Annotated in this window: 21 protein-coding genes and 1 tRNA gene; 9 read left to right on the top strand and 13 right to left on the bottom strand. The window is 43.0% G+C overall.

Features of this window, described 5'->3' with window-relative positions; genetic code table 11:
* The first annotated feature begins 31 nt into the window (after nucleotides 1-31).
* The 3 genes from PLH26_RS01610 (at nucleotide 32) to PLH26_RS01600 (ending at nucleotide 3,147) form a co-directional block, all read left to right on the top strand.
* Entirely contained in the window at nucleotides 32-1,297 is a 1,266-nt protein-coding gene (locus tag PLH26_RS01610; protein WP_324584225.1) for an adenylosuccinate synthase, read from the top strand.
* 92 nt (nucleotides 1,298-1,389) lie between these two features.
* A complete protein-coding gene (locus PLH26_RS01605) occupies nucleotides 1,390-1,830 on the top strand; it encodes a hypothetical protein (protein ID WP_324584224.1) in 441 nt (146 codons plus the stop codon).
* A 9-nt stretch (nucleotides 1,831-1,839) separates the two neighbouring features.
* A complete protein-coding gene (locus PLH26_RS01600) occupies nucleotides 1,840-3,147 on the top strand; it encodes an anthranilate synthase component I family protein (RefSeq protein WP_324584223.1) in 1,308 nt (435 codons plus the stop codon).
* Nucleotides 3,148-3,153: 6 nt separating this feature from the next.
* Here the strand turns inward: PLH26_RS01600 and PLH26_RS01595 are convergent, their stop codons facing one another.
* Nucleotides 3,154-4,314 carry a lytic transglycosylase domain-containing protein gene (locus PLH26_RS01595; RefSeq protein ID WP_324584222.1) on the bottom strand — a complete coding sequence of 387 codons (1,161 nt, stop codon included), beginning with the start codon at nucleotides 4,312-4,314 and terminating at the stop codon, nucleotides 3,154-3,156.
* A gap of 296 nt (nucleotides 4,315-4,610) precedes the next feature.
* Nucleotides 4,611-5,201 (bottom strand): RNA polymerase sigma-70 factor, encoded by a 591-nt coding sequence (locus PLH26_RS01590; protein WP_324584221.1) that lies wholly within the window; start codon nucleotides 5,199-5,201, stop codon nucleotides 4,611-4,613.
* A gap of 184 nt (nucleotides 5,202-5,385) precedes the next feature.
* Between PLH26_RS01590 and PLH26_RS01585 the strand changes: the two genes are divergently transcribed.
* Nucleotides 5,386-5,459 (top strand) — tRNA-Ile (locus PLH26_RS01585).
* An 83-nt stretch (nucleotides 5,460-5,542) separates the two neighbouring features.
* On the opposite strand, the gene PLH26_RS01580 is transcribed toward PLH26_RS01585, so the two are convergent.
* Nucleotides 5,543-7,195 carry a M28 family metallopeptidase gene (locus PLH26_RS01580; protein ID WP_324584220.1) on the bottom strand — a complete coding sequence of 551 codons (1,653 nt, stop codon included), beginning with the start codon at nucleotides 7,193-7,195 and terminating at the stop codon, nucleotides 5,543-5,545.
* Between the two features lie 232 nt (nucleotides 7,196-7,427).
* Here PLH26_RS01580 and PLH26_RS01575 point away from each other — a divergent pair, with 232 nt between their 5' ends.
* From PLH26_RS01575 to PLH26_RS01565, 3 genes are all read left to right on the top strand, one after another.
* Nucleotides 7,428-8,150, top strand: coding sequence for an outer membrane beta-barrel protein (locus tag PLH26_RS01575; RefSeq protein WP_324584219.1), 723 nt, complete (start codon nucleotides 7,428-7,430; stop codon nucleotides 8,148-8,150).
* A gap of 87 nt (nucleotides 8,151-8,237) precedes the next feature.
* A complete protein-coding gene (gene hflX / locus PLH26_RS01570) occupies nucleotides 8,238-9,431 on the top strand; it encodes a GTPase HflX (protein WP_324584218.1) in 1,194 nt (397 codons plus the stop codon).
* A gap of 23 nt (nucleotides 9,432-9,454) precedes the next feature.
* Nucleotides 9,455-9,790: a Rieske (2Fe-2S) protein gene (locus PLH26_RS01565; protein WP_324584217.1), complete on the top strand. Its 336-nt coding sequence runs from the start codon at nucleotides 9,455-9,457 to the stop codon at nucleotides 9,788-9,790.
* Nucleotides 9,791-9,852: 62 nt separating this feature from the next.
* Here the strand turns inward: PLH26_RS01565 and PLH26_RS01560 are convergent, their stop codons facing one another.
* Nucleotides 9,853-10,644, bottom strand: coding sequence for a carboxypeptidase-like regulatory domain-containing protein (locus tag PLH26_RS01560; protein ID WP_324584216.1), 792 nt, complete (start codon nucleotides 10,642-10,644; stop codon nucleotides 9,853-9,855).
* The gene (locus PLH26_RS01555; RefSeq protein ID WP_324584215.1) at nucleotides 10,604-12,085 is read right to left on the bottom strand and encodes a xylulokinase; all 1,482 of its coding nucleotides are present in this window, start codon (nucleotides 12,083-12,085) and stop codon (nucleotides 10,604-10,606) included. The genes PLH26_RS01560 and PLH26_RS01555 overlap by 41 nt, the downstream gene beginning before the upstream one ends.
* 259 nt (nucleotides 12,086-12,344) lie before the next feature.
* Between PLH26_RS01555 and PLH26_RS01550 the strand changes: the two genes are divergently transcribed.
* A complete protein-coding gene (locus PLH26_RS01550) occupies nucleotides 12,345-14,219 on the top strand; it encodes a BatD family protein (protein ID WP_324584214.1) in 1,875 nt (624 codons plus the stop codon).
* 160 nt (nucleotides 14,220-14,379) lie between these two features.
* Here PLH26_RS01550 and PLH26_RS01545 read toward each other — a convergent pair whose 3' ends face one another.
* The 8 genes from PLH26_RS01545 to PLH26_RS01510 form a co-directional block, all read right to left on the bottom strand.
* Complete coding sequence (locus PLH26_RS01545; protein WP_324584213.1) at nucleotides 14,380-14,805, bottom strand: hypothetical protein; 426 nt, start codon at nucleotides 14,803-14,805, stop codon at nucleotides 14,380-14,382.
* A gap of 132 nt (nucleotides 14,806-14,937) precedes the next feature.
* Nucleotides 14,938-15,645, bottom strand: a complete 708-nt coding sequence (locus PLH26_RS01540) for a hypothetical protein (protein WP_324584212.1) — start codon at nucleotides 15,643-15,645, stop codon at nucleotides 14,938-14,940.
* A 32-nt stretch (nucleotides 15,646-15,677) separates the two neighbouring features.
* Complete coding sequence (locus PLH26_RS01535) at nucleotides 15,678-16,229, bottom strand: RNA polymerase sigma factor (protein ID WP_324584211.1); 552 nt, start codon at nucleotides 16,227-16,229, stop codon at nucleotides 15,678-15,680.
* Nucleotides 16,230-16,252: 23 nt separating this feature from the next.
* Entirely contained in the window at nucleotides 16,253-17,209 is a 957-nt protein-coding gene (locus tag PLH26_RS01530) for a transketolase family protein (RefSeq protein WP_324584210.1), read from the bottom strand.
* A 37-nt stretch (nucleotides 17,210-17,246) separates the two neighbouring features.
* Nucleotides 17,247-18,302: a UDP-glucose 4-epimerase GalE gene (galE, locus tag PLH26_RS01525; RefSeq protein WP_324584209.1), complete on the bottom strand. Its 1,056-nt coding sequence runs from the start codon at nucleotides 18,300-18,302 to the stop codon at nucleotides 17,247-17,249.
* Nucleotides 18,303-18,321: 19 nt separating this feature from the next.
* Nucleotides 18,322-19,182, bottom strand: a complete 861-nt coding sequence (gene rfbA / locus PLH26_RS01520) for a glucose-1-phosphate thymidylyltransferase RfbA (protein WP_349770410.1) — start codon at nucleotides 19,180-19,182, stop codon at nucleotides 18,322-18,324.
* A gap of 295 nt (nucleotides 19,183-19,477) precedes the next feature.
* Complete coding sequence (locus PLH26_RS01515; RefSeq protein ID WP_324584208.1) at nucleotides 19,478-20,671, bottom strand: inorganic phosphate transporter; 1,194 nt, start codon at nucleotides 20,669-20,671, stop codon at nucleotides 19,478-19,480.
* Nucleotides 20,672-20,729: 58 nt separating this feature from the next.
* Nucleotides 20,730-21,374 carry a DUF47 domain-containing protein gene (locus PLH26_RS01510; RefSeq protein ID WP_324584207.1) on the bottom strand — a complete coding sequence of 215 codons (645 nt, stop codon included), beginning with the start codon at nucleotides 21,372-21,374 and terminating at the stop codon, nucleotides 20,730-20,732.
* 210 nt (nucleotides 21,375-21,584) lie between these two features.
* On the opposite strand from PLH26_RS01510, the gene PLH26_RS01505 reads away from it, so the two are divergent.
* The coding region (locus PLH26_RS01505) for a carboxypeptidase-like regulatory domain-containing protein (protein WP_324584206.1) at nucleotides 21,585-22,203 on the top strand (619 nt) is incomplete at its 3' end.

Below are 22,203 nucleotides of genomic sequence, written 5' to 3'. Positions count from 1 at the left end.
TATTTTTGCGCTCTCCCAAATTTGCATTTCAATGGTTGATGTATTATTAGGCCTCCAGTGGGGCGATGAAGGAAAAGGTAAGATTGTAGACTATTTCGCGCCTGCATATCATGTGATCGCCCGTTTTCAGGGTGGGCCTAATGCAGGACATACCCTGTATGTAAAAGATAAGAAAGTAGTATTGCACCAGATCCCTTCCGGGATATTTCACAGCGATATCATTAATCTGATCGGAAACGGGGTGGTATTAGACCCGGTTACCCTTAAAAGAGAGTGCGAAACAGTGGCTACTTTTGGGGTTGATTATGCTAAGAATCTGTATATTTCAGAAAGAACCAATCTTATTTTACCCACGCACAGGGCGCTCGACAAAGCTTCTGAAGTATTGAAGGGAAATGATAAAATTGGCTCCACACTAAAAGGTATAGGACCTGCCTATATGGATAAAACAGGCAGGAACGCCTTACGGGTAGGGGATATCCTTGATAAAAACTTTACATCGCAATATATCAGGCTTCGGCTTAAGCACCAGAAGCTTTTAGACAGCATGCAGTTTCATGAAGATATTTCCGCGTGGGAAGACGAGTTTTTTGAAGGTGTTGAGTTCATGCGCCGGTTTAAGATCATAAACGGCGAATATTTTATTAATGAAAAGATAAGTGAGGGCAAAAAAGTACTGGCGGAAGGCGCGCAGGGGAGCATGCTGGATGTGGATTTTGGAACCTTCCCTTTTGTAACCTCTTCCAATACCATATCGGCAGGCGTATGTACAGGGCTGGGAGTGGCTCCGCAAAAAATTAAAGAAGTGATTGGCGTAACCAAAGCCTATTGTACGAGAGTGGGCAGCGGGCCTTTCCCTACCGAGCTGCATGACGGGGTGGGAGACGAACTGCGTAAAACCGGTAATGAGTTTGGCGCCACAACAGGGCGTCCGCGCCGGTGCGGCTGGATTGACCTGGTGGCATTGAAATTTGCCTGTATGATAAACGGCGTTACACAATTAGTAATGACCAAAGCCGACGTGTTAGACGCGTTTACTGAGCTGAAAGTATGTGAAAATTATAATATTAACGGAAAACTGCAGCAGCAGGTGCCTTACCAAATGGCAAAGCTGGCTATAGATCCGGTATATACTTCATTTAAGGGATGGGATACAGACATTACCGAAACAACTTCGTTTGCTTCCGTTCCCCAGGCTATGAAGGATTATATAAACCATATTAACGGTTATTTGGGCGCAGAGATAAAATATATTTCCAATGGACCGGGAAGAGACCAGATAATTCCGGTACTTTAATTGTTGTATTGTATTACAATAAAAATTATTTTTGAAATTATTTGGCTATCTCAAAATCTCGTAGAAATTTTACGTTGTTAATTTAGTCAGCTATGGCAAAATCTGAAAGAGAAAAAAAAGCTGCTGGCAGGGGAGCCTCTGCTAATAGTGGCAAAGCAAAGCCCTCAAAAGCCTCGTCCAAATCAAAAAAGAAGGAAGAAGATCAGGATGAAGAAGATGATGATCTGGAACTTGATGAAAAACCAGTAAAAAGGAAATCTGCATCTGCCTCTAAATCTGTAAAAGATGAAGATGAGGACGATGATGATGATCTTGAAGATGAAAAAGATGACTGGGAAAAGGTGGATGAGGATGATAACTGGGATCCTGATTTCGATGAATTTGATATACCCAAATCTAAAGCAAAGAAAGCAGGTGGGAAGAAAGGGAAAGATGATGATGACGATGATTTAGGCCTTGATGATGAGTTTAAGGACATGGGTTTGTTTGATGATGGTGGTCGCGGGTTTGATGACGATGACGATGACTTTTAATTGCATAGCGTGAAAAGAACTTTTTGTTCCTTTCCGGTTCATGATTTTCTACAGGTTAAAGAGCAGATGCTGAGTTGGGCAAACCAGTTCAGCATCTGTTGTTTTTTAGATGATCACCAATACCGTTTGCCGGAACACAGCTTTGAATGCATACTCGCCGCCAATGCGCAAAGCATTCTTCGGGCCGGCCCGCACAATGCATTTGAACTGCTTCAAATCTTTATTGATCAGCACAACGACTGGTGTTTCGGACACCTGGGATACGACCTTAAGAACGGGATTGAAGCGCTGGAGTCTGGTAATACAGATCTTCTGAAATTTGATGACCTTTTCTTTTTTGTTCCCGAGTTCATTTTAATACTTCGTGATACCGAGCTGCTGGTAGGGATGAAAGCTCCCGGGCACGAAACGATAGCCAATGCTGTTTTTAATGCCCCTCCCATACCCCGGGGCGCCGGCTTGCATATTGAAATAAAATCGCGGTTTTCCCGCCCTGATTATATAAACACAGTTCATAAGCTGCAACAGCACATATTGCGGGGTGATTGCTATGAAATTAATTTTTGCCAGGAATTTTACCATGAAAATGCGGTAATCGATCCGCTGCAGGTATACAGGTCGCTAAGCAATGAATCGCCCAATCCTTTTTCCTGTTATTATAAGCTGGAAGATAAATACCTGCTTTGTGCCAGTCCTGAACGTTATTTGCGCAAGACCGGGAACAAAGTCATATCGCAGCCCATAAAAGGTACAATGCACCGAAACGGCAGCAATGCCGGCGCCGATATATTGAATAAAGATGCATTACGGCAAAGTGCAAAAGAACGTTCAGAGAATATAATGATCGTTGACCTGGTGAGGAATGACCTGGCCAAGGTATGTATAGAGGGCAGTGTAAAAGTAGATGAGTTAACGGGTATATATGCTTTTCCCCAGGTATACCAAATGATCTCTACTATAAGTGGTGAAATACATAACCAGGCTTCTCTTACCGACCTCTTTAAGGCAACTTTTCCAATGGGAAGCATGACAGGCGCTCCCAAGAAAAGGGTGATGCAACTGATTGAACAATACGAGAGAACCAGGCGCGGCTTATTTTCGGGTTCGGTAGGCTACATTTCGCCCGAAAGAAATATAGATTTTAATGTGGTGATCAGGAGTATACTGTATAACGCATCAAACCGGTATCTTTCTTTTCAAACCGGTTCTGCCATTACTTATTACAGTAATGCTGAAGCAGAATACGAAGAATGTATCCTAAAAGCAGCAGCCATAAAAAAAGTGCTGAATTCAGATATTCAGCACTTTATCGGATAATCCCCTTTATTTTCTTCTTATATTTCTGTCTGCCCCTGTTGATATAATGGCCTTCGTGGGGAGGCTGATGGCTTCGGGATAGCTGCTGCGGTCATTACCGAAAGCCGTATTATTATTGGCCAGCATCACTTCAATGCACTCATTTAAGATTTCTTCGCGTTTTGCGTTGAATTTCTCCATTTTATCCTTTGGCAGCCTTAGGTCGTAACCATTGGTTATCACTTCTTTATCAAAGCCGGGGTTATACATACTGAATTCGGCGACTTCCATATCCAAATTCTTTGCCACTATGGATGTATTGTATTTCCCGCTGATGTGCAATACGGTTATTGTAGGGTTCAGGTTTTGTGCCCTGAGCTTTTCCATGTTTATTATAGGAACACGTTCTTCGTCCTGCTTTTCTAAAATATAGCGGGCAGCTACGAATTTCTTTACATGTGCCCTTGATTCAGCAGGTAAATAATACTGTAGCTTCCAGAAATCGCGGCTACGGCTTTTTTTGATAGCAGCTTCTACTCTCGACGCTCCACCATTATACGCTGCAATGACCAGCAGCCAGTCGTCAAATTGATTGTATAAAATTTTGAGATATTTTGCAGCAGCATTTGTGCTTTTGGCAAGATCCCGCCTTTCGTCCTTATGGCGGTTGATGGTTAAACCCATAAGCCTGCCCGTGGTTGCCATGAACTGCCAGGGTCCAACGGCGCCTTTACGTGATACGGCGCCATTATACAATTCAGATTCAATAAGAGCAAGGTATTTCAGGTCGGTAGGAAGCTCGTGCCGGATCATTATCTTATCTATCAGTGCCAGTTGCCGAACATATTTGGAGGTGATCTTTTCCAGCCTTGCTTCGTGTTTTTTTTCATAAGCCCTTACAAAAGATACAGACATAGGGTGCAGGCTGCTATAGGTGTTTTGCTTTGCTACCAGGGGTTTATCCAAAATGGTTACCTCTGGCGCCGCTTTAACTTCTTCTTTAACAATAACAACAGCCACGGTATTTTCGGCGGAAGAGCTTACAGCAGTTGTAACCATTTCAGTTGCAGCAATGCTGGTATCACTTTTTGGAGATTCGGGGTTGCCATGTATCTCTTTAGCCACGGAAGTGAAGGAAATACATAAAACAAGCGCTAAACAACCAAAACCTTTTAATAACGTATTCATATAAACTCAATTTTTTGGTTTTCTCCCCGTTTGCAATAATGATTCCAAAAAGGAAGGGTACAAAATAATTGGTTGATTCACAGGGGGTTAATGAATTCTTAAAGTTACGTGAAGTTAAATCAGAGGTATTGGAGGAGTGGAAAATCAAAAGTACTCCTTCAAAATGGATTGACATAGCATTAAACCAAAACTATGCCATGATTTATGGTAAAAACCATAAATCACGATCAAAAATTACGCCGTATTGGCATAGTCTTACAATGATCCGGAAATAGTGGCATATTAAAATGGGAGCTTTAAGCCGATTTTACTCCCGATAACACAGATCTGTGAATATCGAAACCTATGGCTGAGCCGATCTTTTTTAAGGCAAGCGTCATTTGATTTTCAACGGTTTTTACTGAAATATCCAATAATTCGGCTACCTCCCTGTATTTTAGCCCTTCTTCTTTAATCAGTTTAAAGATGAGCTTACATCTTGCGGGCAGACTTTGAACTGCTGTATGGATATTATGGATCATCTCTGTAGTGATCATTAATTGCTCAGGGTCGAAAAAGACGCTCTTTAATTCAACCCAATATTCATCCGGCAATAGATTTTGAAGACCTTTTTGCTTTTTCAGATAATTAAGTGCGGTATTGCGGGTACTGGTAAAAAGGTAAAATTTGAGGTTTGTGATGGTGTGTAGCGTTTTGCGTTTCTCCCATATTTTAATGAATACATCCGATACGACCTCTTCCGAAAGCTGCTTCGACCTGAGAAAGGAAAAAGCAAATTGCTGCAGAGAAGGATAAAAATGAAGGAAGAGTGCATTGTAAGCCTGCTGATTGTTGAAAAGCGCAACCTGTTGTTGTAATAGTTCAATATGTGCGTGGTGATTATCCATACAGCGCTACCTGCAATCGTTTTGGTCTTGCAAACTACGATTTTTAATACGAAGTTCTATTTGAATGATAAGATAATGTACAAATATGCTGCTTGAAGAAAAATTATTCCGAATGATGTTTTTTTCTACCTTTGCACACCATAAAATAAAAGCCGGTAATGATATTTTCTTCTTTGAGAAGAAAGGACCCTTAGCTCAGCCGGTTAGAGCACCTGACTCATAATCAGGGGGTCGCTGGTTCGAGCCCAGCAGGGTCCACGGATAACCGGTGGGGTTTCATGAAAATGAGACCCTTTTTTATTTTATTTCATGGGGAAGTAAGTTATCAATATCTGAACACCTTACCTGCTTTTCTCCCTTATCGCCTTAAACTCAGAGCCTGCCTTCCATTGCGGCCAGCTTTGTCCGTAAGCGAGGCGACGACCAACGCGAAACAGCAACTGAAGATCATCAATAGCACCGTCTAATTTCCAGGTAGCGGCATCATATTCATCGGAAGGACGATGGTAATTTTTTTCAGTATATATATCATTCATTTTTTTGCCATACCCGCTTTCTTTTCCAATAACATCAATACCGCTGCTGATATATAAAGCCGGGATGCCTGCTTTGGCAAAATTGAAATGATCGGACCGGTAATAATAACCCGCTTCGGGGTGCACTTCGGGTGTAATGGTACGGTTCACTTTGGCGGCTTCTTCCTGCAAATAATCCTCCAGCTCCGATTGTCCCTGCCCTACTATAATTACATCCTTCGTTTTGCCATACCAGTTCAACCCGTCCATGTTAATATTGGCCACGGTTTTATTAGACGGATAAACAGGGTTTTGTGCGTAATAGGCCGATCCCCATAATCCCTGCTCTTCAGCAGTTACAGATAAAAAGACAATAGTGCGTTCAGGCTGTGTTGGCAAACTTTTAAATCCCCGCGCCAGTTCTAATAACCCGGCTGTGGCACTTGCATTGTCTAATGCGCCGTTGTAAATAGAATCGCCGGTTTCATCGGGCGTTCCAATACCCAGGTGATCCCAGTGCGCTGTATATATAATGGTTTCATCGGGGTATTTGCTGCCTGTTATTTTGCCAATTACATTATTGGATTGATTGTAATTGGTTTTTACCCGAATGGAAGTTGATAAGCCCAGGTTTAAAGCTGTTCCTTTAAATCCCCGCACATCGGCTGAGGTGAATAAGGTAGTATCCTTACCGGCAGCGGTTAATAGTTTTTTTGCCGCCGGGCCCGATACCCAGCCGATCATATCGCATAATTGTTCCTCCCTGCCCCGTGGGTCTAAACGCAGGCGTGAGGCATTCCAGTTGTTTTGTACAACGGTAAAAGGATAGCTGGCAGCTTCGGTATTGTGAATAACTAAGCAGGCTTTAGCGCCCTGCCGGGCAGCTTCTTCAAATTTATAGGTCCAGCGGCCGTAGTAGGTCATCGTTTTTCCTTTAAACAAAGACGTATCACCTGCATTAAAACCGGGATCGTTCACCAATACCATTACCACTTTTCCCTTTACATCCAATCCTTTATAATCATTCCAGTTATACTCCGGCGCCACTACGCCATAGCCTGCAAAAACAAGCTCGTCATTATTGAGGGAAACAGCAGCATCTGTTTTGTTTGTCCATAGCACATAATCATCCGGCCCTTGTAAAGTAAAATTTCCTTTGGCCGATTTTACCTGCATAACGGGTGCGGCATCGGTAGTAATATTTACCATCGGCACCTCCTGGAAATAACTTTCACCATTGCCGGGTTCAAGACCTGCTGCAATGAACTTTTCTTTTAAATACTGGATCGTTTTTGTTTCTCCCGCGGTAAATGGTTTGCGGCCTTCAAAATCATCTCCCGAAAGTTCGGCGATATGTTTACCCAGGCTATCGGAGCTGAAAGCGGCAAGACCGTCTTCTTCTCCAAAAGTTGCTTCTTTGGGATTACAGGAGGCAAGCAGGAGCGTGGCAGATACAATACTTAAAAAGATGCGGTTCATAAAAGCGGTATTATAATAATGCGGCAAGTATAATAATTTTTTCACACTAATCTACCCCAATATCAATATCTTGCGCACCTTTTCCCGCGAAGATGAAGATCAGGCGCAGCTTGATCAGCCGCTTTGTTAGCGTTATTTTTGTTTTCCGGGTTCAGAAAAATGTCTTTTATATTTGTTCTCTTTAACCTTTTATTAACCTGTTGCAGGATACATTTGTCACTCAATTTAATTTATGAAGCGTTTCTTACCGGTTATTTCACTATTGGTATGGGGTAATTTTTTAATGGCTCAAACGGAAGGAGACACGCTTTCCAGGCAGGAAAGCACGAACAACAGCCAGCTTTCGCGCCGTGCTGCAGATCATTTTATGATCCAGATAGGTTATAATGGTTGGGGCGGAAGTCCTGATTCGTTCAGAACAGGCGGCTTAAGCAGAACCTTTAATATGTATTTCATGTTTGATTTTCCCTTCAAATCAGATGCACGGTTCAGTGCAGCCATAGGGGCCGGACTGGGTACCGACAATATGTTTTTTAAAGAAACTACCGTAGACCTGAGAAAATATCCCTTAAGCTTTGCACGTGATACGGTGAGCTCCTATAAAAAATACAAGATTGCTACAGGATACCTGGAAGTTCCCGTAGAACTGAGGTTCACCAGTAATCCTGCCAATTATAGCAAGGCGTTTAAAGTGGCTTTAGGCGTAAAAGTGGGGACCATGGTAGATGCGCACACCAAGGCTAAAATAACACGCGACAGGGAGGGATATGGCGGCTACACCCAAAAAGTAAAAGACAAAAGGAATTTTAATACTACCCGTTTGGCCGGAACACTTCGCGTAGGATATGGTGCATTTTCCATTTTTGGCACCTACCAGTTCAATGAATTCATCAGGGAAGGCGCCGGGCCAAATGTTAAGCCCTATTCTATCGGACTAACCATAAGCGGGCTGTAATTCACTACGGTATTTTAAAGGGAACGGATGTTGACAGCATCCGTTTTTTGTTGTGCATCGTTTACCTTTGCGGTTAAATTTTTAGGATTGATAGATAAAAAGGGCAAATTTTTGCAGGAAGAGAAAGCAGTCCTGGTAGGGTTGGTGCATAAGCTGCAAACCGAATACCAGTTGAAGGAATACCTTGAAGAGCTGGCCTTTCTGGCTGAAACAGCCGGCGCAAAAGCAGTAAAAAAGTTTTATCAGAAGCTTCCCCATCCTGATAGTAAAACATTCATAGGCAAAGGCAAGCTCGAGGAGATCAGGCAATATATTGAAAGGCATGGCGATATACAGGTTGCTATTTTTGACGATGAGCTTACCGGGGCGCAGATATCCAATATTGAAAAAATATTAGACGTAAAAACGATAGACCGCAGCGACCTGATCCTTGATATTTTCGCCAACCGCGCTAAAACATCCCAGGCTAAAGCCCAGGTTGAACTGGCGCAATATCAGTACCTGCTGCCGAGATTAAGGGGTATGTGGAAGCACCTGGAGAGGCTTGGCGGGGGTATAGGAACAAGAGGCCCGGGGGAAACAGAAATTGAAACCGACCGTCGGATTGTGCGTGATAAGATATCGCTGTTGCGTAAAAAGCTGGTGGAGATAGACAAGCAGGCTTTTACGCAACGAAAAGACAGGGGTGAATTTATCAGGGTTGCATTGGTAGGGTACACCAATGTGGGCAAGTCTACTATTATGAACGTACTGAGCAAGAGCGAAGTATTTGCCGAAAATAAGCTGTTCGCCACCCTGGATACCACTACCCGTAAAGTGGTTTTTGAAAACACACCTTTTTTACTGAGCGATACGGTTGGTTTTATCCGCAAGCTTCCCCATCACCTGGTAGAAAGCTTTAAAAGCACGCTGGATGAAGTGAAGGAAAGCGATGTGCTGTTGCACGTAGTAGATATTTCGCATCCACAGTATGAAGACCAGATGGCGGTGGTAAATAGAACACTCCAGGATCTCAAATGTTATGATAAGCCGGTAATTACCATTTTTAATAAAATGGATCTGTATGTAAAAAACACCTTCGATGAATGGCTGGATGAAGACACCAAAAAGCAACTGCTGGAAGAGCTGAAACAAAGATGGATGAATGCAACACAGGGTAATTGCATTTTTATATCGGCTACTGAAAAACAGAACATTGATGAACTCAGAAAGGTGCTCACCAGTAAGATCCGCGAATTGTACCGGGTCAGATATCCTTACAAGACTGAATTTTTGTATTAAGATAAACAGCTTCAGAACAACGCATGCCGGAAGAAAAAAGCAACTGGGTCAAGGTGGCTGAAGATATCGGTGATATTGATTTTGCCGCCAATAATATTGCAGAAAAAGAAGTGGGGAGCAAAAAAATATGCCTTGGGAAATTCTATAACAGGATTTTTGCCTTTGCGGCTGCGTGTCCGCATGCAGGCGGATCGTTGGCAGAAGGATGTATCAATGCATCGGGACATATTGTATGTCCGGTTCACAGCTATAAGTTTAATATGCAAACAGGTTATAATGTAAGCGGAGAGGGATATTATTTAAAACATTGGCCGGTAGATATAAGGGCAGATGGTGTTTTTGTAAACATGGGCGAATAGGGAATTGCTCAGGAATTATATAGGCACGAAGCCACTATGCGTTTCCCTTTTTTAAGTAAGCCCTAATTATTGCTTCTTCTTTTTGGGCTATTGTATTCTTTAAAGCATTCCAGGATGTAAAGGCCTAATTCCGCATCGTTCAGCATAACAACATATTCGTATTGGGGGCGATAATATCTCATGAAACCGTCTAATTCCGGGCTTTCCAATCCCGTAAGTTTTCGTACAAAAAGTTTGCTGTAGCGGTAGTCAATGTATTTTTCCTGCTCTTCTTTGATCAGCCATCTGTGTAAGAATTTCATATTCCTGTTGCGGCGAAAGCGAAATACATTGATCAGTTCATTGATGTCAACGCCGGCCCCGGCTCCAACGCTGCCCGGCGACAGGGTAGAAACGCGTAATCCCGGTCTTCGGTAATTAAAAACCCTTTCATATTCCCTGCGGTTTTGTAAAGAATCAAAGCGGTAATTGGGTTTTCGAACGGTTACGCCGGGCAGCTCAATGGCCGAAATTTGTATGGATATATCAAATGCAGCAGGGTTCTGAATTGTTTTCACCGGGTATTGGGGGGTAGCTTTTCCCAGGTAAGAAAACCATACTGAGTCTGCGGAGGTTACCCTGATCCTGTAAAACCCCATAGAATCCGTTTGTGTGCCGGATCCGGAAGCAGTAAGCACGCTCACTCCCGGCAGGGGTATCTTTTGTGTGATATCATAAACCGTTCCCTGTATCTCCTGTGCACGCATAAACAGCGGTGAAACGGTTAATGCACATGCTATAACAGGAACATATATACGATGATTGAGCCGTATACTATAATAAAGCTTTTTCCAGTAACCCCTTCCACCTTTCATATATACGCGTATATTCTTCATGATCGTTTGTAGGTTCAGCCAGGCCAACGGGTTTGTAGCTGCGGAAGGCTTCCTTTGGCGTAGTGTAAATGCCCGCGCCAATGCCTGCGCCAATGGCAGCTCCCACGGCGCCATCGTTTTCATACAGTTCTACCGGCGTGCCGGTAAAATTCACGAACAGATCGGTAAAAACATCACTTAAAAACATGTTGGCCTTTCCGGCACGGATAACAGACGGGCGAAGGCCGTTTTCCTTCAAAATGTCCAATCCGTAGCGAAAAGCACAGGCAATGCCTTCCTGTACAGCCCTGAACAAATGTGCCGGCTGATGCATTGTTAACTGCAGGTTACTGATCTGCGCCCCTGTCATTTTGTTTTGAAGCATGCGTTCGGCACCGTTGCCAAATGGCAACACCAGCAGTCCGTTGCTTCCCAAAGGAACCTTTGCCGCCTGTTGATTGATCTGCGCATACAACAAATGGCTACCGGCAGTATCTTTTACCCATCTGTTCATTATGCCGGTGCCGTTGATGCAAAGCAGTACGCCAATGCTTTTCTGTGTTGCATTGTGATTTACATGAGCAAAACTGTTTACTCTGGATTGCGGGTCGCCTGTGAGCTTATCACTAACGGCATATATTACCCCCGAAGTGCCTGCTGTAGCAGCTATTTCGCCGGGCTGCATTACGTTTAGCGATAGGGCATTGTTGGGCTGGTCGCCGGCCTTGTATGATACGGGAATACCTGCTTTTAATCCCAGGGTTGCCGCTACCGGCGCTGTTACACTGCCATGAACAGAAAATACGGGCTGCACTGCAGGTATCATTTTTTCGGAAAATCCATAATGGTCCATTACCTTGTTTGCCACAGCATTGGATTGGAAATCCCATAAAATACCTTCCGATAGCGCCGCAGGAGAAGTGGTTATTTCCCGGGTAAGCTGCATGGCAATATAATCGCCCGGCAGCATCAGCTTATCCACTTTTTCAAACACAGCAGGCTCATGTTGCTTTACCCATGCCAGTTTGGATGCGGTAAAATTGCCGGGTGAATTAAGCAAACATTGCTGGCAATAAGAAGCACCGATGGCTTCAAAAGCTTTGTTGCCGGTTTCAACAGCACGGCTGTCGCACCAAATAATAGACGGTCGCAATACGTTTTTGTCTTTATCAACAATTACCAGCCCGTGCATCTGATAAGCGATCCCTATAGCCGCTATTCTTTTTGGATCGTAAGCGCCGGAAGTATTAAGCTTTTGTATGGCCTGGCAGGTATATTGCCACCAGCTTTCGGGTGCCTGCTCGGCCCAGCCGGGGTGTTGCGAAATTATGGTAGCTTCAGTTTCAGGAAATTGGGCTGAAGCAACCAGCTTTGTATCGGCAGCATTAATTACAGATACTTTTATGGATGATGTTCCCACGTCGATGCCAAGAAGTAACATACAGTGAATGGTATTTGTTTATCGAATAACCGGAACAAGATACTAAAACATTGTTTGATTATGTGGCGTGCAATAATTGAATTATGTTTGGTTAAATATTTTTTTATTCACCACGGCTATTGTTAAACGATCGTAAAATGCGCCGGGCCAAACCGAGGCCTGTTTTAACGCAACTTTATCCCGGTCTCTTACGGTCAAATGCTATATTTGTTAGTGATAGTATTGTGATTGTTACCGGTGCGGGGGAAGAAAATAAAAAATGAATCGTATAGGGAAATATTTACTTCAGGTTGCATTGCTGCTGTTTGTTTTTTGCCTCACGGCCCGGGATAGTTCAGGGCAGGTAAAGGCCATCGCTTCAGCCAATAAAAATATTGTCCTGCAGGATGAATTGATTAAACTGCAGTTCAATATTGAGAATGCAGATGAAGTGCAGCAATTTGTTCCGCCTTCTTTTAAGGGATGTAAGGTGATTGAAGGTCCGCAGCATACTACGGGTGCTTCAGTTATTAATGGTGTTGTGAATAGTTATGTTTCTTTTGTATATGTCATACAACCTGAAGCTCCCGGTAACTATTCCCTTTCGGGCGCCTCTGCCAAAGTTAATAACCGGCGTTTTATTTTCAATACCATCAGGTTTAGAGTTGATCACGCAAAACACAACAATAACCACTATAGTTTTCAGGGCTATGATGATGTTTTACGGCAAGATTTGTACAGCGATTATATTCTCCGTAAGGGAGAGGATATTCATAGTAAAATACGGCAGAATCTTTTTATCAAAGTAGATGTTAATAAAAACCACTGCTATGAAGGTGAGCCGGTGGTAGCCACCTATAAACTATATACCCGCCTGCGCTCCGAATCAAAGGTATCCAAACGACCTTCTTTTAATGGTTTCAGCGTATATGATATAGTTGATCCTTCATCGGCACCCTCTACTATTGAAACGCTGAATGGCAAGGATTTTAATGTATACCTTATCCGCAAGGCGCAGCTTTTCCCGCTCCAGTCGGGCATACTTGAGCTTGATCCGGCAGAAGTAGAAAATTCCATTTCTTTTTTGAGTGCGGAAAAAGCAATGAAAGACAGGGGAGAGCATCTGCCTGAATTGCTGCGATCTTTTGAATCTGATGATATTTCACACGAAGGGATCGTAACGGAAAATGTAAATATCAAAAGCAACCCGCTGGCAGTAACGGTAAAAGCGCTTCCTGCCTCCGCCAGACCGGAATCTTTCAATGGCGCGGTGGGGAATTTCAGCATTGAAGCTACCGTTAATAAAAAAGAAATTGCTTTAAACGATGCAGCTCTCCTGAGGGTTATTGTAAAAGGCGAAGGCAATTTTGGGATCATCAATGCGCCCGCAGTACACTGGCCAAAAGATATTGAAGCGTATGAGCCCGAGATAAACGAAGATATTCTGAAAACCGTTGTGCCTATGCAGGGTTACAAAACCTTTGCTTTCACCATAACGCCTAAGCGAACCGGTAAAATAAAGATTGCTCCGGTTGAGTTCTCCTATTTTGATCCGCAGGTTGACCGGTATAAAACCGCAAAAACAGATTCTATTTTTATCAATGCCGTTTCTGTTGCAAAAAATAATATCTACAATGGTTCCGCGGTAGCTGAAAACGATGAGGTACGAACCAAAACCAGCAGGGCATGGGTAATGGGCATAGCAGTTTTACTGCTGGCATTGTTCGGCTTTTTTTTAGTGCGGTATATTCGTACGGCAGGTGTGCCTGCTGCCAGGGTGATTGGAGATGGCAGCGCCGGAACCGTGGCTGATAATGAGGAAGGAACACAGCCTGCTGTTTTATCTAATCCGTTGTTCCGCACACGTCTTATGCTTGTGCAGCAAAACGGGCAGGGGTTTTATTCCGAACTGGGAAAAGCGTTATGGAATTATATGGGTGAAAAGTTACAGATCCCCGGCACGCATCTCAATAAAAAGACTATAGAACAGCAATTGAGGATAAAAGGATTTGATGATATTATCATTTCACAGTTTCAATTGCTGATACAGCAATGTGAGGTTGCTTTGTATACTCCTGTTATTAATGAAACCGAAATGCAGTCTGTGTATGACCTTGCGGAAGATCTGCTGGATAACATTTCAAGACACCCGTAAGCCCTGTTCCGTATTCCTGTTTTATGGAAAGATATACCTGTGCCTTTTCTACACAGTCGGGGCCTTTAAAAAAATAAGGCCAGCCCTAGAAAGAGCCAGCCGTTGCTAACCTATGAAAAACACCAAGTTAAAATTAGGTAATTATTTGGTATTTAAAAAATCATTTGTGCTTACCGGATTGTGATCCGCCGTTCTGCCTCGTTTTTATTCTTTGCTGCATTTCTTTTCTCACCATCGTTTTAAATCTGTCCTCCGCTTCATATACCCGTCCTCCTCTTTCTTCATCCAAAATACTGCTGAAATCCTTCCTGTACTTTTTTCTTATATCTAATGCTTTCTGTTGTCGTTCAAGATTATCGCTTATATTTTTATTCCTTACTACAGCTCTTATTTCTTTTCGGTATTTGTTGAACAGCGGCCAAAATTTTTCGGCTTCATTTGACGAGAGCTGCAATTGCCTGGTGAGATACCCAATTTCAAGCATTTTTATTTTCTCTCTGCCATTTCCGGAGTCTGCAACTTCCTGCCCGTTCGCTAACAAGGCTGCAAATGTAACAAATCCGAAAAGTAAAAAAATCTTTTTCACGCAAAAAATTATTAATTTTTTCTTTTTGATAGAAAAGTTTCAAGAAAAATGATTAATTATAGCAATAATATCTATATGTTATCGGTATAATATTAAAAATTTAAAAAGCGGGTGGATCAAATTACGGACTCTTTATAAGGATACTTCTTTACCAGAAATGTCTTCCTCGTAATTGAGCAGCGCTTCGTAAGGTACATCTTTGAGCATATCCCCCAGATTTGAATCATCCATTTTAAAAAAAACAAAATCTGCAAATTCAGTATCAGTATCTTCTTCCAAAATCAACTCCAGTGTTTCGGGAACGGCCGAGAGGTAGCTTGCCAGGTCGGCATCGGAAACCTGAGGCAACTCCATTATAACAGGTTTTTGGCTATCATTTTCAGTGAACAGCATGGCAGGATTGCTGTGTTCATCCGTTGTTGTGTTCCGGAAGAACAATACACTTGTTGCGATAACTCCCGTTACAACGGCCGCTGCTGCATATTTCAGCCATACCGGCTTCCTGTTTTTAAAACCGGAATTTATCCGGAAAACCGGGGCTTCTTTTTTTACTCCGGCCACTTTTTCCGTAAGGGTTTGAGGAAGCGCATCAAAATAGCCGGCAGGAACATTGAATACCGGCTTGTTTTTTAACGATGCAATAAGAGGCGATAATGCCTTGATTTCTTCACCAGGCATCAAATCGGTATTCGCTGTGTGTTCCTTAACCAGTCTTAACAATCTTTCGGGTAACCCTTCAAAATAACCCGGCGGCACTTCAAAAACGGTATTGTTCTTAATTCCAGATATGGCAGGGCTGATCTCTCTTAATTCTTTCTCTATGTCGGAATTGCGTTTCATTAAATGTTAAGACTACGTTATATGTGAAAGGTTTAATGATTCAAAATAAAGTCTTCTATCTTTTTTACCGCGTGATGATAGCTGGCTTTTAGTGCACCTTCTGAAGTATCCAGTACTCTGCTCATTTCCTCATAAGGCATCTCATCGTAATAGCGCAGATTAAATACAAGGCGCTGCTTTTCAGGTAGTTCCTGAATGGCCAGCTGTAGTTTCCATTCTATTTTATTTGCATCAAAATCCTTGTCAGCTTTCAGTTGGCTGGCCATACTGCTCTCACTGTCAATAGATACTGCAGACTTTTTCTTTTGTTGTTCAAGATAGGTCAGCGATTCGTTGGTAGCAATGCGGTAGAGCCAGGTATAAAGTTGTGCGTCTTCGCGGAAGTTTTCAAGCCCGTTCCATACTTTAATGAATACGTTCTGTAAAACGTCATTGGCATCTTCGTGGTGAATGACCATACGACGGATATGCCAGTATAGTTTTTCCTGGTATTTTTTTATTATAGTAGTAAAGGCCTTCTCTCTGGTGGCGGGCATTCGGAATTCCTGTAGTAATAAAATATCGTCAGCACGATTGGTTGCCATACCTGGGTAAAATTTTAAATGCCTTATTTCCGATTTATCGCTTTTTCTGCTGCGGCAACAATATCAGGAGTGTCGAGCCCGTATTTTTTTAGCAGATCAAGCGGTTTCCCGCTTTCACCAAATGTATCTTTGGTACCCACGTATTCAAGAGGAGCCGGAAAATGTCTCGCGGCCGTCTGGCCTATTGCGTCACCCAGTCCGCCGATAATATTGTGTTCTTCTACGGTTACTGCACATTTTGTTTTGCGCAAGGTGGTTAATACAGCCTCTTCGTCTAATGGCTTTATGGTGTGTATATTCACTACTTCGGTGCTTATTCCTTTTTCTTCCAGTATTATTCCTGCTTCAATGGCTTTCCATACCATGTGTCCACAGGCAAAAATGGCAACATCGCTACCCTGCGAGAAATACTGGGCTTTGCCGATCTCAAACTTTTCACCGGCTTTTGTAAAGATGGGCCATACGGGTCGGCCGAAGCGCAGGTATACGGGTCCTTCATGATCTGCAATGGCAATTGTGGCGGCTTTGGTTTGATTGTAATCGCAGGGTACGATCACGGTCATACCCGGCAACATCTTCATCATGCCTATATCTTCCAGGATCTGGTGTGTGGCGCCGTCTTCTCCCAGGGTTAATCCCGCATGTGAGGCACATATTTTTACATTCTTCCCCGAATAGGCTACGGATTGGCGGATCTGGTCATATACCCTGCCCGTGGAAAAATTGGCGAAAGTAGTGGTAAAGGGAATTTTCCCGCCAATGGTCAATCCGGCTGCTATGCCTATCATATTGGCTTCTGCTATGCCGCATTGTATAAAACGGTCCGGAAAATCTTTAATAAATGCATTTAATTTTAATGAGCCTGCAAGGTCGGCAGTGAGCGCTACTACATTTGGATTTTTTTTGCCCAATTCGTAAATCCCATCTCCAAACCCGCTTCTTGTATCTTTTTGTCCGGCTACCTGTATGTCTTTTAGCATGATCTTATTTGTATATTTTTGTGCGCAAAATAATGGATTAATTCAACTGGATATTTTTTCCTGTAAACAATTTTTCGTCTTCTTTGAGCTTTTGTTCCCATTTCCAGGCGGTATCCAAAATGTTTTCCAGGGTAAATTCGGGCTGCCACCCCAGTTGTTCCCTGGCTTTATCGTTATTGGCATAAATAGCAACCACATCACCCGGACGGTTGGCGCCGATCGTATAATGCAGCGGTACACCGGTTACTTTTTCAAATGCCCGGATTGTTTCCAGTACGGTAATGCCCGAGCCTGTGCCAAGGTTAAATATTTCGGGATTGCTTTTATTTTTCTTATCTATCAAATACTGGAGTGCCAGTGTATGGGCATGAGCCAGATCGCTTACATGTATAAAATCCCGCACGCAGGAGCCATCGCGTGTAGGGTAGCCATTGCCAAATACTGTTATGCCGGGTAATTTTCCTATGGCAGATTGCGTAATAACCGGAACAAGATTCTGAGGCTTATCAACAGGCAGCTCTCCTATAAGTGCGGATGGATGGGCACCTGCCGGGTTAAAATAGCGCAGTAATACACATGAAGTGTCATTCACACGCGAAAATTCACCAATGATCTGTTCCCCCATTTGCTTGGTATATCCATACGGTGATTCTGCGGCTTTGGTAGGAGTGGTTTCAGTTACCGGTATATGATCGGGGTTGCCGTACACCGTACAGGAGGAAGAAAAAACAAAATAAGGGATTTTGAAAAACTCAACACATTTTAAAAGATTGATCAGCGAAACAAGGTTGTTCTCAAAATAAAGCAGTGGCTTTTCCACCGACTCTCCGACAGCTTTATACGCAGCAAAATGAATGATGCCCGCAATGTCGTCATTTTCCTCAAAAATGGCATTGGTATCATTAAAATCACATAGGTCAACCTTGTAATTTTTTATTTTCTTTCCGGTTATTTTTTCGATGCCTTCCAGCAGGCGTTCAGAAGAACGCGAGTTGTTATCAACAGAAACAATGTCAAACCCGTTTTCAACAAGGTCAACAATAGTGTGCGATCCTATGTAGCCACAACCACCGGTTACGAGAATTTTTTTCATAGCTGTCGTAAAATTTAATTCAAGATACTAAGTTCAGAAGATATTCACCATAACCACTTTTCATCAGCGGTTTTGCTATTTTCAATAACTGTTGTTTGTTTATGAATCCTTTTATATATGCAATTTCTTCTATGCAGGCAATTTTTATACCCTGCCTTTGTTCAATTACCTGCACAAACAGAGCGGCCTGCATTAGTGAATCGAAAGTTCCGGTGTCCAGCCAGGCTGTTCCCCTGTCCAGTACGGATACTTTTAACTTACCCCTGCGGAGGTACTCTTTGTTCACATCTGTGATCTCATACTCTCCTCTTAATGAAGGCTTTAAATTTTTGGCAATATTTATTACCTCATTGTCGTAGAAGTACAATCCGGGCACGGCATAATTGCTTTTAGGTTTTACGGGTTTTTCTTCTATGGAAAGCGCTTTCATGGCTTTATCAAAATCTACTACCCCGTATCGTTCAGGATCGCTTACCTGGTAAGCGTACACTATTCCCCCGTCGGGATCAATATTATTGCTCAGGGTGCGGCCCAAACCGCTTCCGTAAAAAATATTATCGCCCAATACAAGCGCTACTTTTTCCTTACCGATAAATGTTTCGCCTATTACAAATGCCTGCGCCAGCCCATTGGGCACTGCCTGTTCGGCATAGGAAAAACGCAATCCCAAATGGCTGCCGTCGCCAAATAATTTTTTAAAGTTAGGCAGATCGTGTGGCGTAGAAATGATGAGCACCTCCCTGATGCCCGCAAGCATAAGTGTGGATAAAGGGTAATATATCATCGGTTTGTCGTAAACCGGCATGATCTGTTTGCTGATCGCATACGTAATGGGGTGTAACCTGGTACCCGACCCACCCGCCAAAATGATTCCTTTCATTGGAAATATTGATCTGTTTGGAATAATATATCGTTTCTGCCGGAGCTTCCCGTTTTTTCTGAAATCTCAGCGTACGATGCGCGTCACCCGAACAAGAGCAGAAAAATTGAAGAGCTGCTTCAAAAGTATATTTGCCACAACGTTGTTAAGCCGCAAAAAAATAAAGCCTGAAGATCAGGACTTTGTGTCCTGGCGCCTTGCTGGTGTAACTTCTATACCATTCCTTTAAAGGAGCCCCGTTTTTTGCCCGGGACGAAGTTACCCACTTCGGGTTAAAATAAGGCGGATTAAAATATCAAAAAAAGAAATGCGAAAGCCAGTATATAAGCGCAGCCATAAGCGCGCTTATGGGTATGGTAATGATCCATGCCCACAGAAGATTAACGGTAACGCCCCATCGTACTGCCGACAACCGCTTGGTTGCGCCCACCCCCATTATGGCTCCTGCAATGGTATGGGTAGTGCTTACCGGTATTTTAAGATGTTCTGTAACAAAAAGCGTAATGGCGCCTGCTGTTTCAGCTGCAACACCTTCAAATGGCGTTACCTTGGTAATACGGCTACCCATGGTTTTTACGATCTTCCAGCCCCCGCTTAATGTACCCAATGCTATTGCAGTATAGCAGGCAATCGGAACCCAATAAGGCATTTCCTCAAAGGATTGGATGCTGCCATGTGAGATGAGGGCAACAGTAATGATACCCATTACTTTTTGAGCATCATTGCCACCGTGCCCGATGCTGAATGCCGCAGAAGAAACCAACTGCAACCGCTTGAACCATACCGTAGATCTGTGGGCGTTCAACCTGCTGAGGTAAAGGGTGAAAGTACACATTATGAATACAATCAGGGCCAGGAGCAGCAGCTTAAAATTGTGCGAATGAAAGATCACCTTCATGGTATAGCTTTCGTAATGCGACCGTAGCCTGGCCGGATCGAATTCCATGATCTGGGAAAGGGTTAATGCCGTAATTACCATAATAGCTATAGAAAAAAACTTGGGCCAAATGCTTTTCCTGAACGAATTAATAAACCATAAGGAAATAACAAAGGCCATGAGCATGCCTACCAACGGCGCTAAAAAAATAAACGCTACGATCTGCAATACCGGCGCAGCATTTATAGCATAAAATCCTGCATGGGCAATAGCTGCGCCTGTAAATCCGCCAATTAAGGTATGCGAAGAAGAGGAAGGTATGCCAAACCACCATGTAATGAGGTTCCATATAATGGCGGCCGACAGTCCGGCCAGCACCACCTGGAGGGTAATATAGCTTTCCTTTACGGTTTTTGCTATGGTATTGGCTACACCATGATCTTTAAAAATAAAAAACGCCACAAAATTGAACAGCGCTGCCCACAGAACCGCCTGGAAAGGAGTGAGCACTTTGGTGGAAACAATAGTGGCTATTGAGTTGGCGGCATCGTGAAAGCCGTTAATATAGTCAAAGATCAAAGCTAAAATGATGATTACAACTAATAAGGTCATACCTCCTGGTTTGAAAATCTGGTAATAAGGATCGCTGATGGTTTCAAATTCTCAAACATTATGCATATTTAACCAGGATAGATTCAATTACATTGGCTGCATCTTCGCATTTGTCTGTTGCTATTTCCATGGCCTGGTAAATTTCTCTCTTCTTTATTACTTCCTTGGCGTCGGGCTCTGTAGCAAATAAACGTTCAATGCTCATATCAAATATATCATCGGCCTGGTTTTCTATACTGTTTATCTTTACCAGTGATTCTGTGATCTGGCGAAGGTTTTTCATATCGCGCAATTCATGCACTGCCGTTTTAATGTGTTCACAGGCCTGAACGATCAGTTCTGCAAATTTTTGCATGCCCTGATCATTGGGGTTAACGCGGTAAAATTTAATTTTTTTGGATGAAGCAAAAATATAATCAGCAATATCATCTAACGCAGAAGCAAGATAATGGATATCCTCGCGGTCGAAGGGGGTTATGAAATTCCTTCCCAATTCCGTAAATATCTTATGGGTAAGGTCGTCATTTACATGTTCAAGCTCTTCAATCTGTGACGCTATTGCCGACCTTTCATCATAATCCGGTTCGTGAACCACTTCCTTTAATTTGCGGGCCATTTCCAGTACTTTAACGGCAACATCTTCAAACAACTGGTAAAAAACCCTGTCTTTCGGTAAAAAGATCTTCATTATAGAATTGATCATAACAGAAACTTTGGGCAAAAGTAAAGGTATCATTTTCTGCCTGTCCCCGATTTCAAGAGTTAATAATTTCTTAACATGACCATTTTTCTTACACATCTTGCGCACGCTGTTAACGTTGCGGTAATGCCGGGAACATATTTTGTTAACGCTGCGGTAATTATGGGTTAACACCCGGAGCGTTCCTTTGCCGAAAATTCAGGTATGCAAATTATGTGTAGGATCTGTGCAGTATTTATTTTTATGCTATCCTTTCTGTTTGTTCGGGCGCAAACCGCGCCATTGGCAGGTAAGGTGGTAAATGAAAAAAACGAACCCATCCCCGGCGCTTCAATCAAAATTTCCGACGCTTCAGGAGGAACCCTTACGGATACAGAAGGCCGTTATGTTCTGCATCTTTCAACCGGCAAAACATATGAACTGATCATTTCTGCAGTAGGTTATACCGAGAAGCATATTGACGGGGCAGAAGTAGCAGAAGGCGGGGGGAGCGAACTGAATATTATATTAGAAGCTGCCGCAAAGAACCTGGAAACAGTAGTGGTTACCGCCAGCAGGACCAATGCGCGGAAAGAAACGGTAAATTCAATCATTGCATTCCAGAAAAATACAAATACTGTTGCTTCTGTTATTTCGGCGGAAAGCATCCGCCGTTCGCCCGATAAAAACACAGGAGAAGTATTAAAAAGGATCCCCGGAGCCAGCATACAGGAAGGGAAATACCTTATTGTTCGCGGCTTAAGCGACCGGTATAACACGGCTCTTTTGAACGGGGTGCAATTATCTACTACCGAGCCCGACAGGAAAACATTCTCCTTTGATATTTTTCCTT

Origin of the sequence: Agriterribacter sp. (assembly GCF_035444585.1) — a bacterium.
In the GTDB taxonomy this organism is placed as follows: domain Bacteria; phylum Bacteroidota; class Bacteroidia; order Chitinophagales; family Chitinophagaceae; genus Agriterribacter.
Note: the sequence above shows the minus strand (reverse complement) of the source record. Positions and strands in the feature narration are given on the sequence as shown.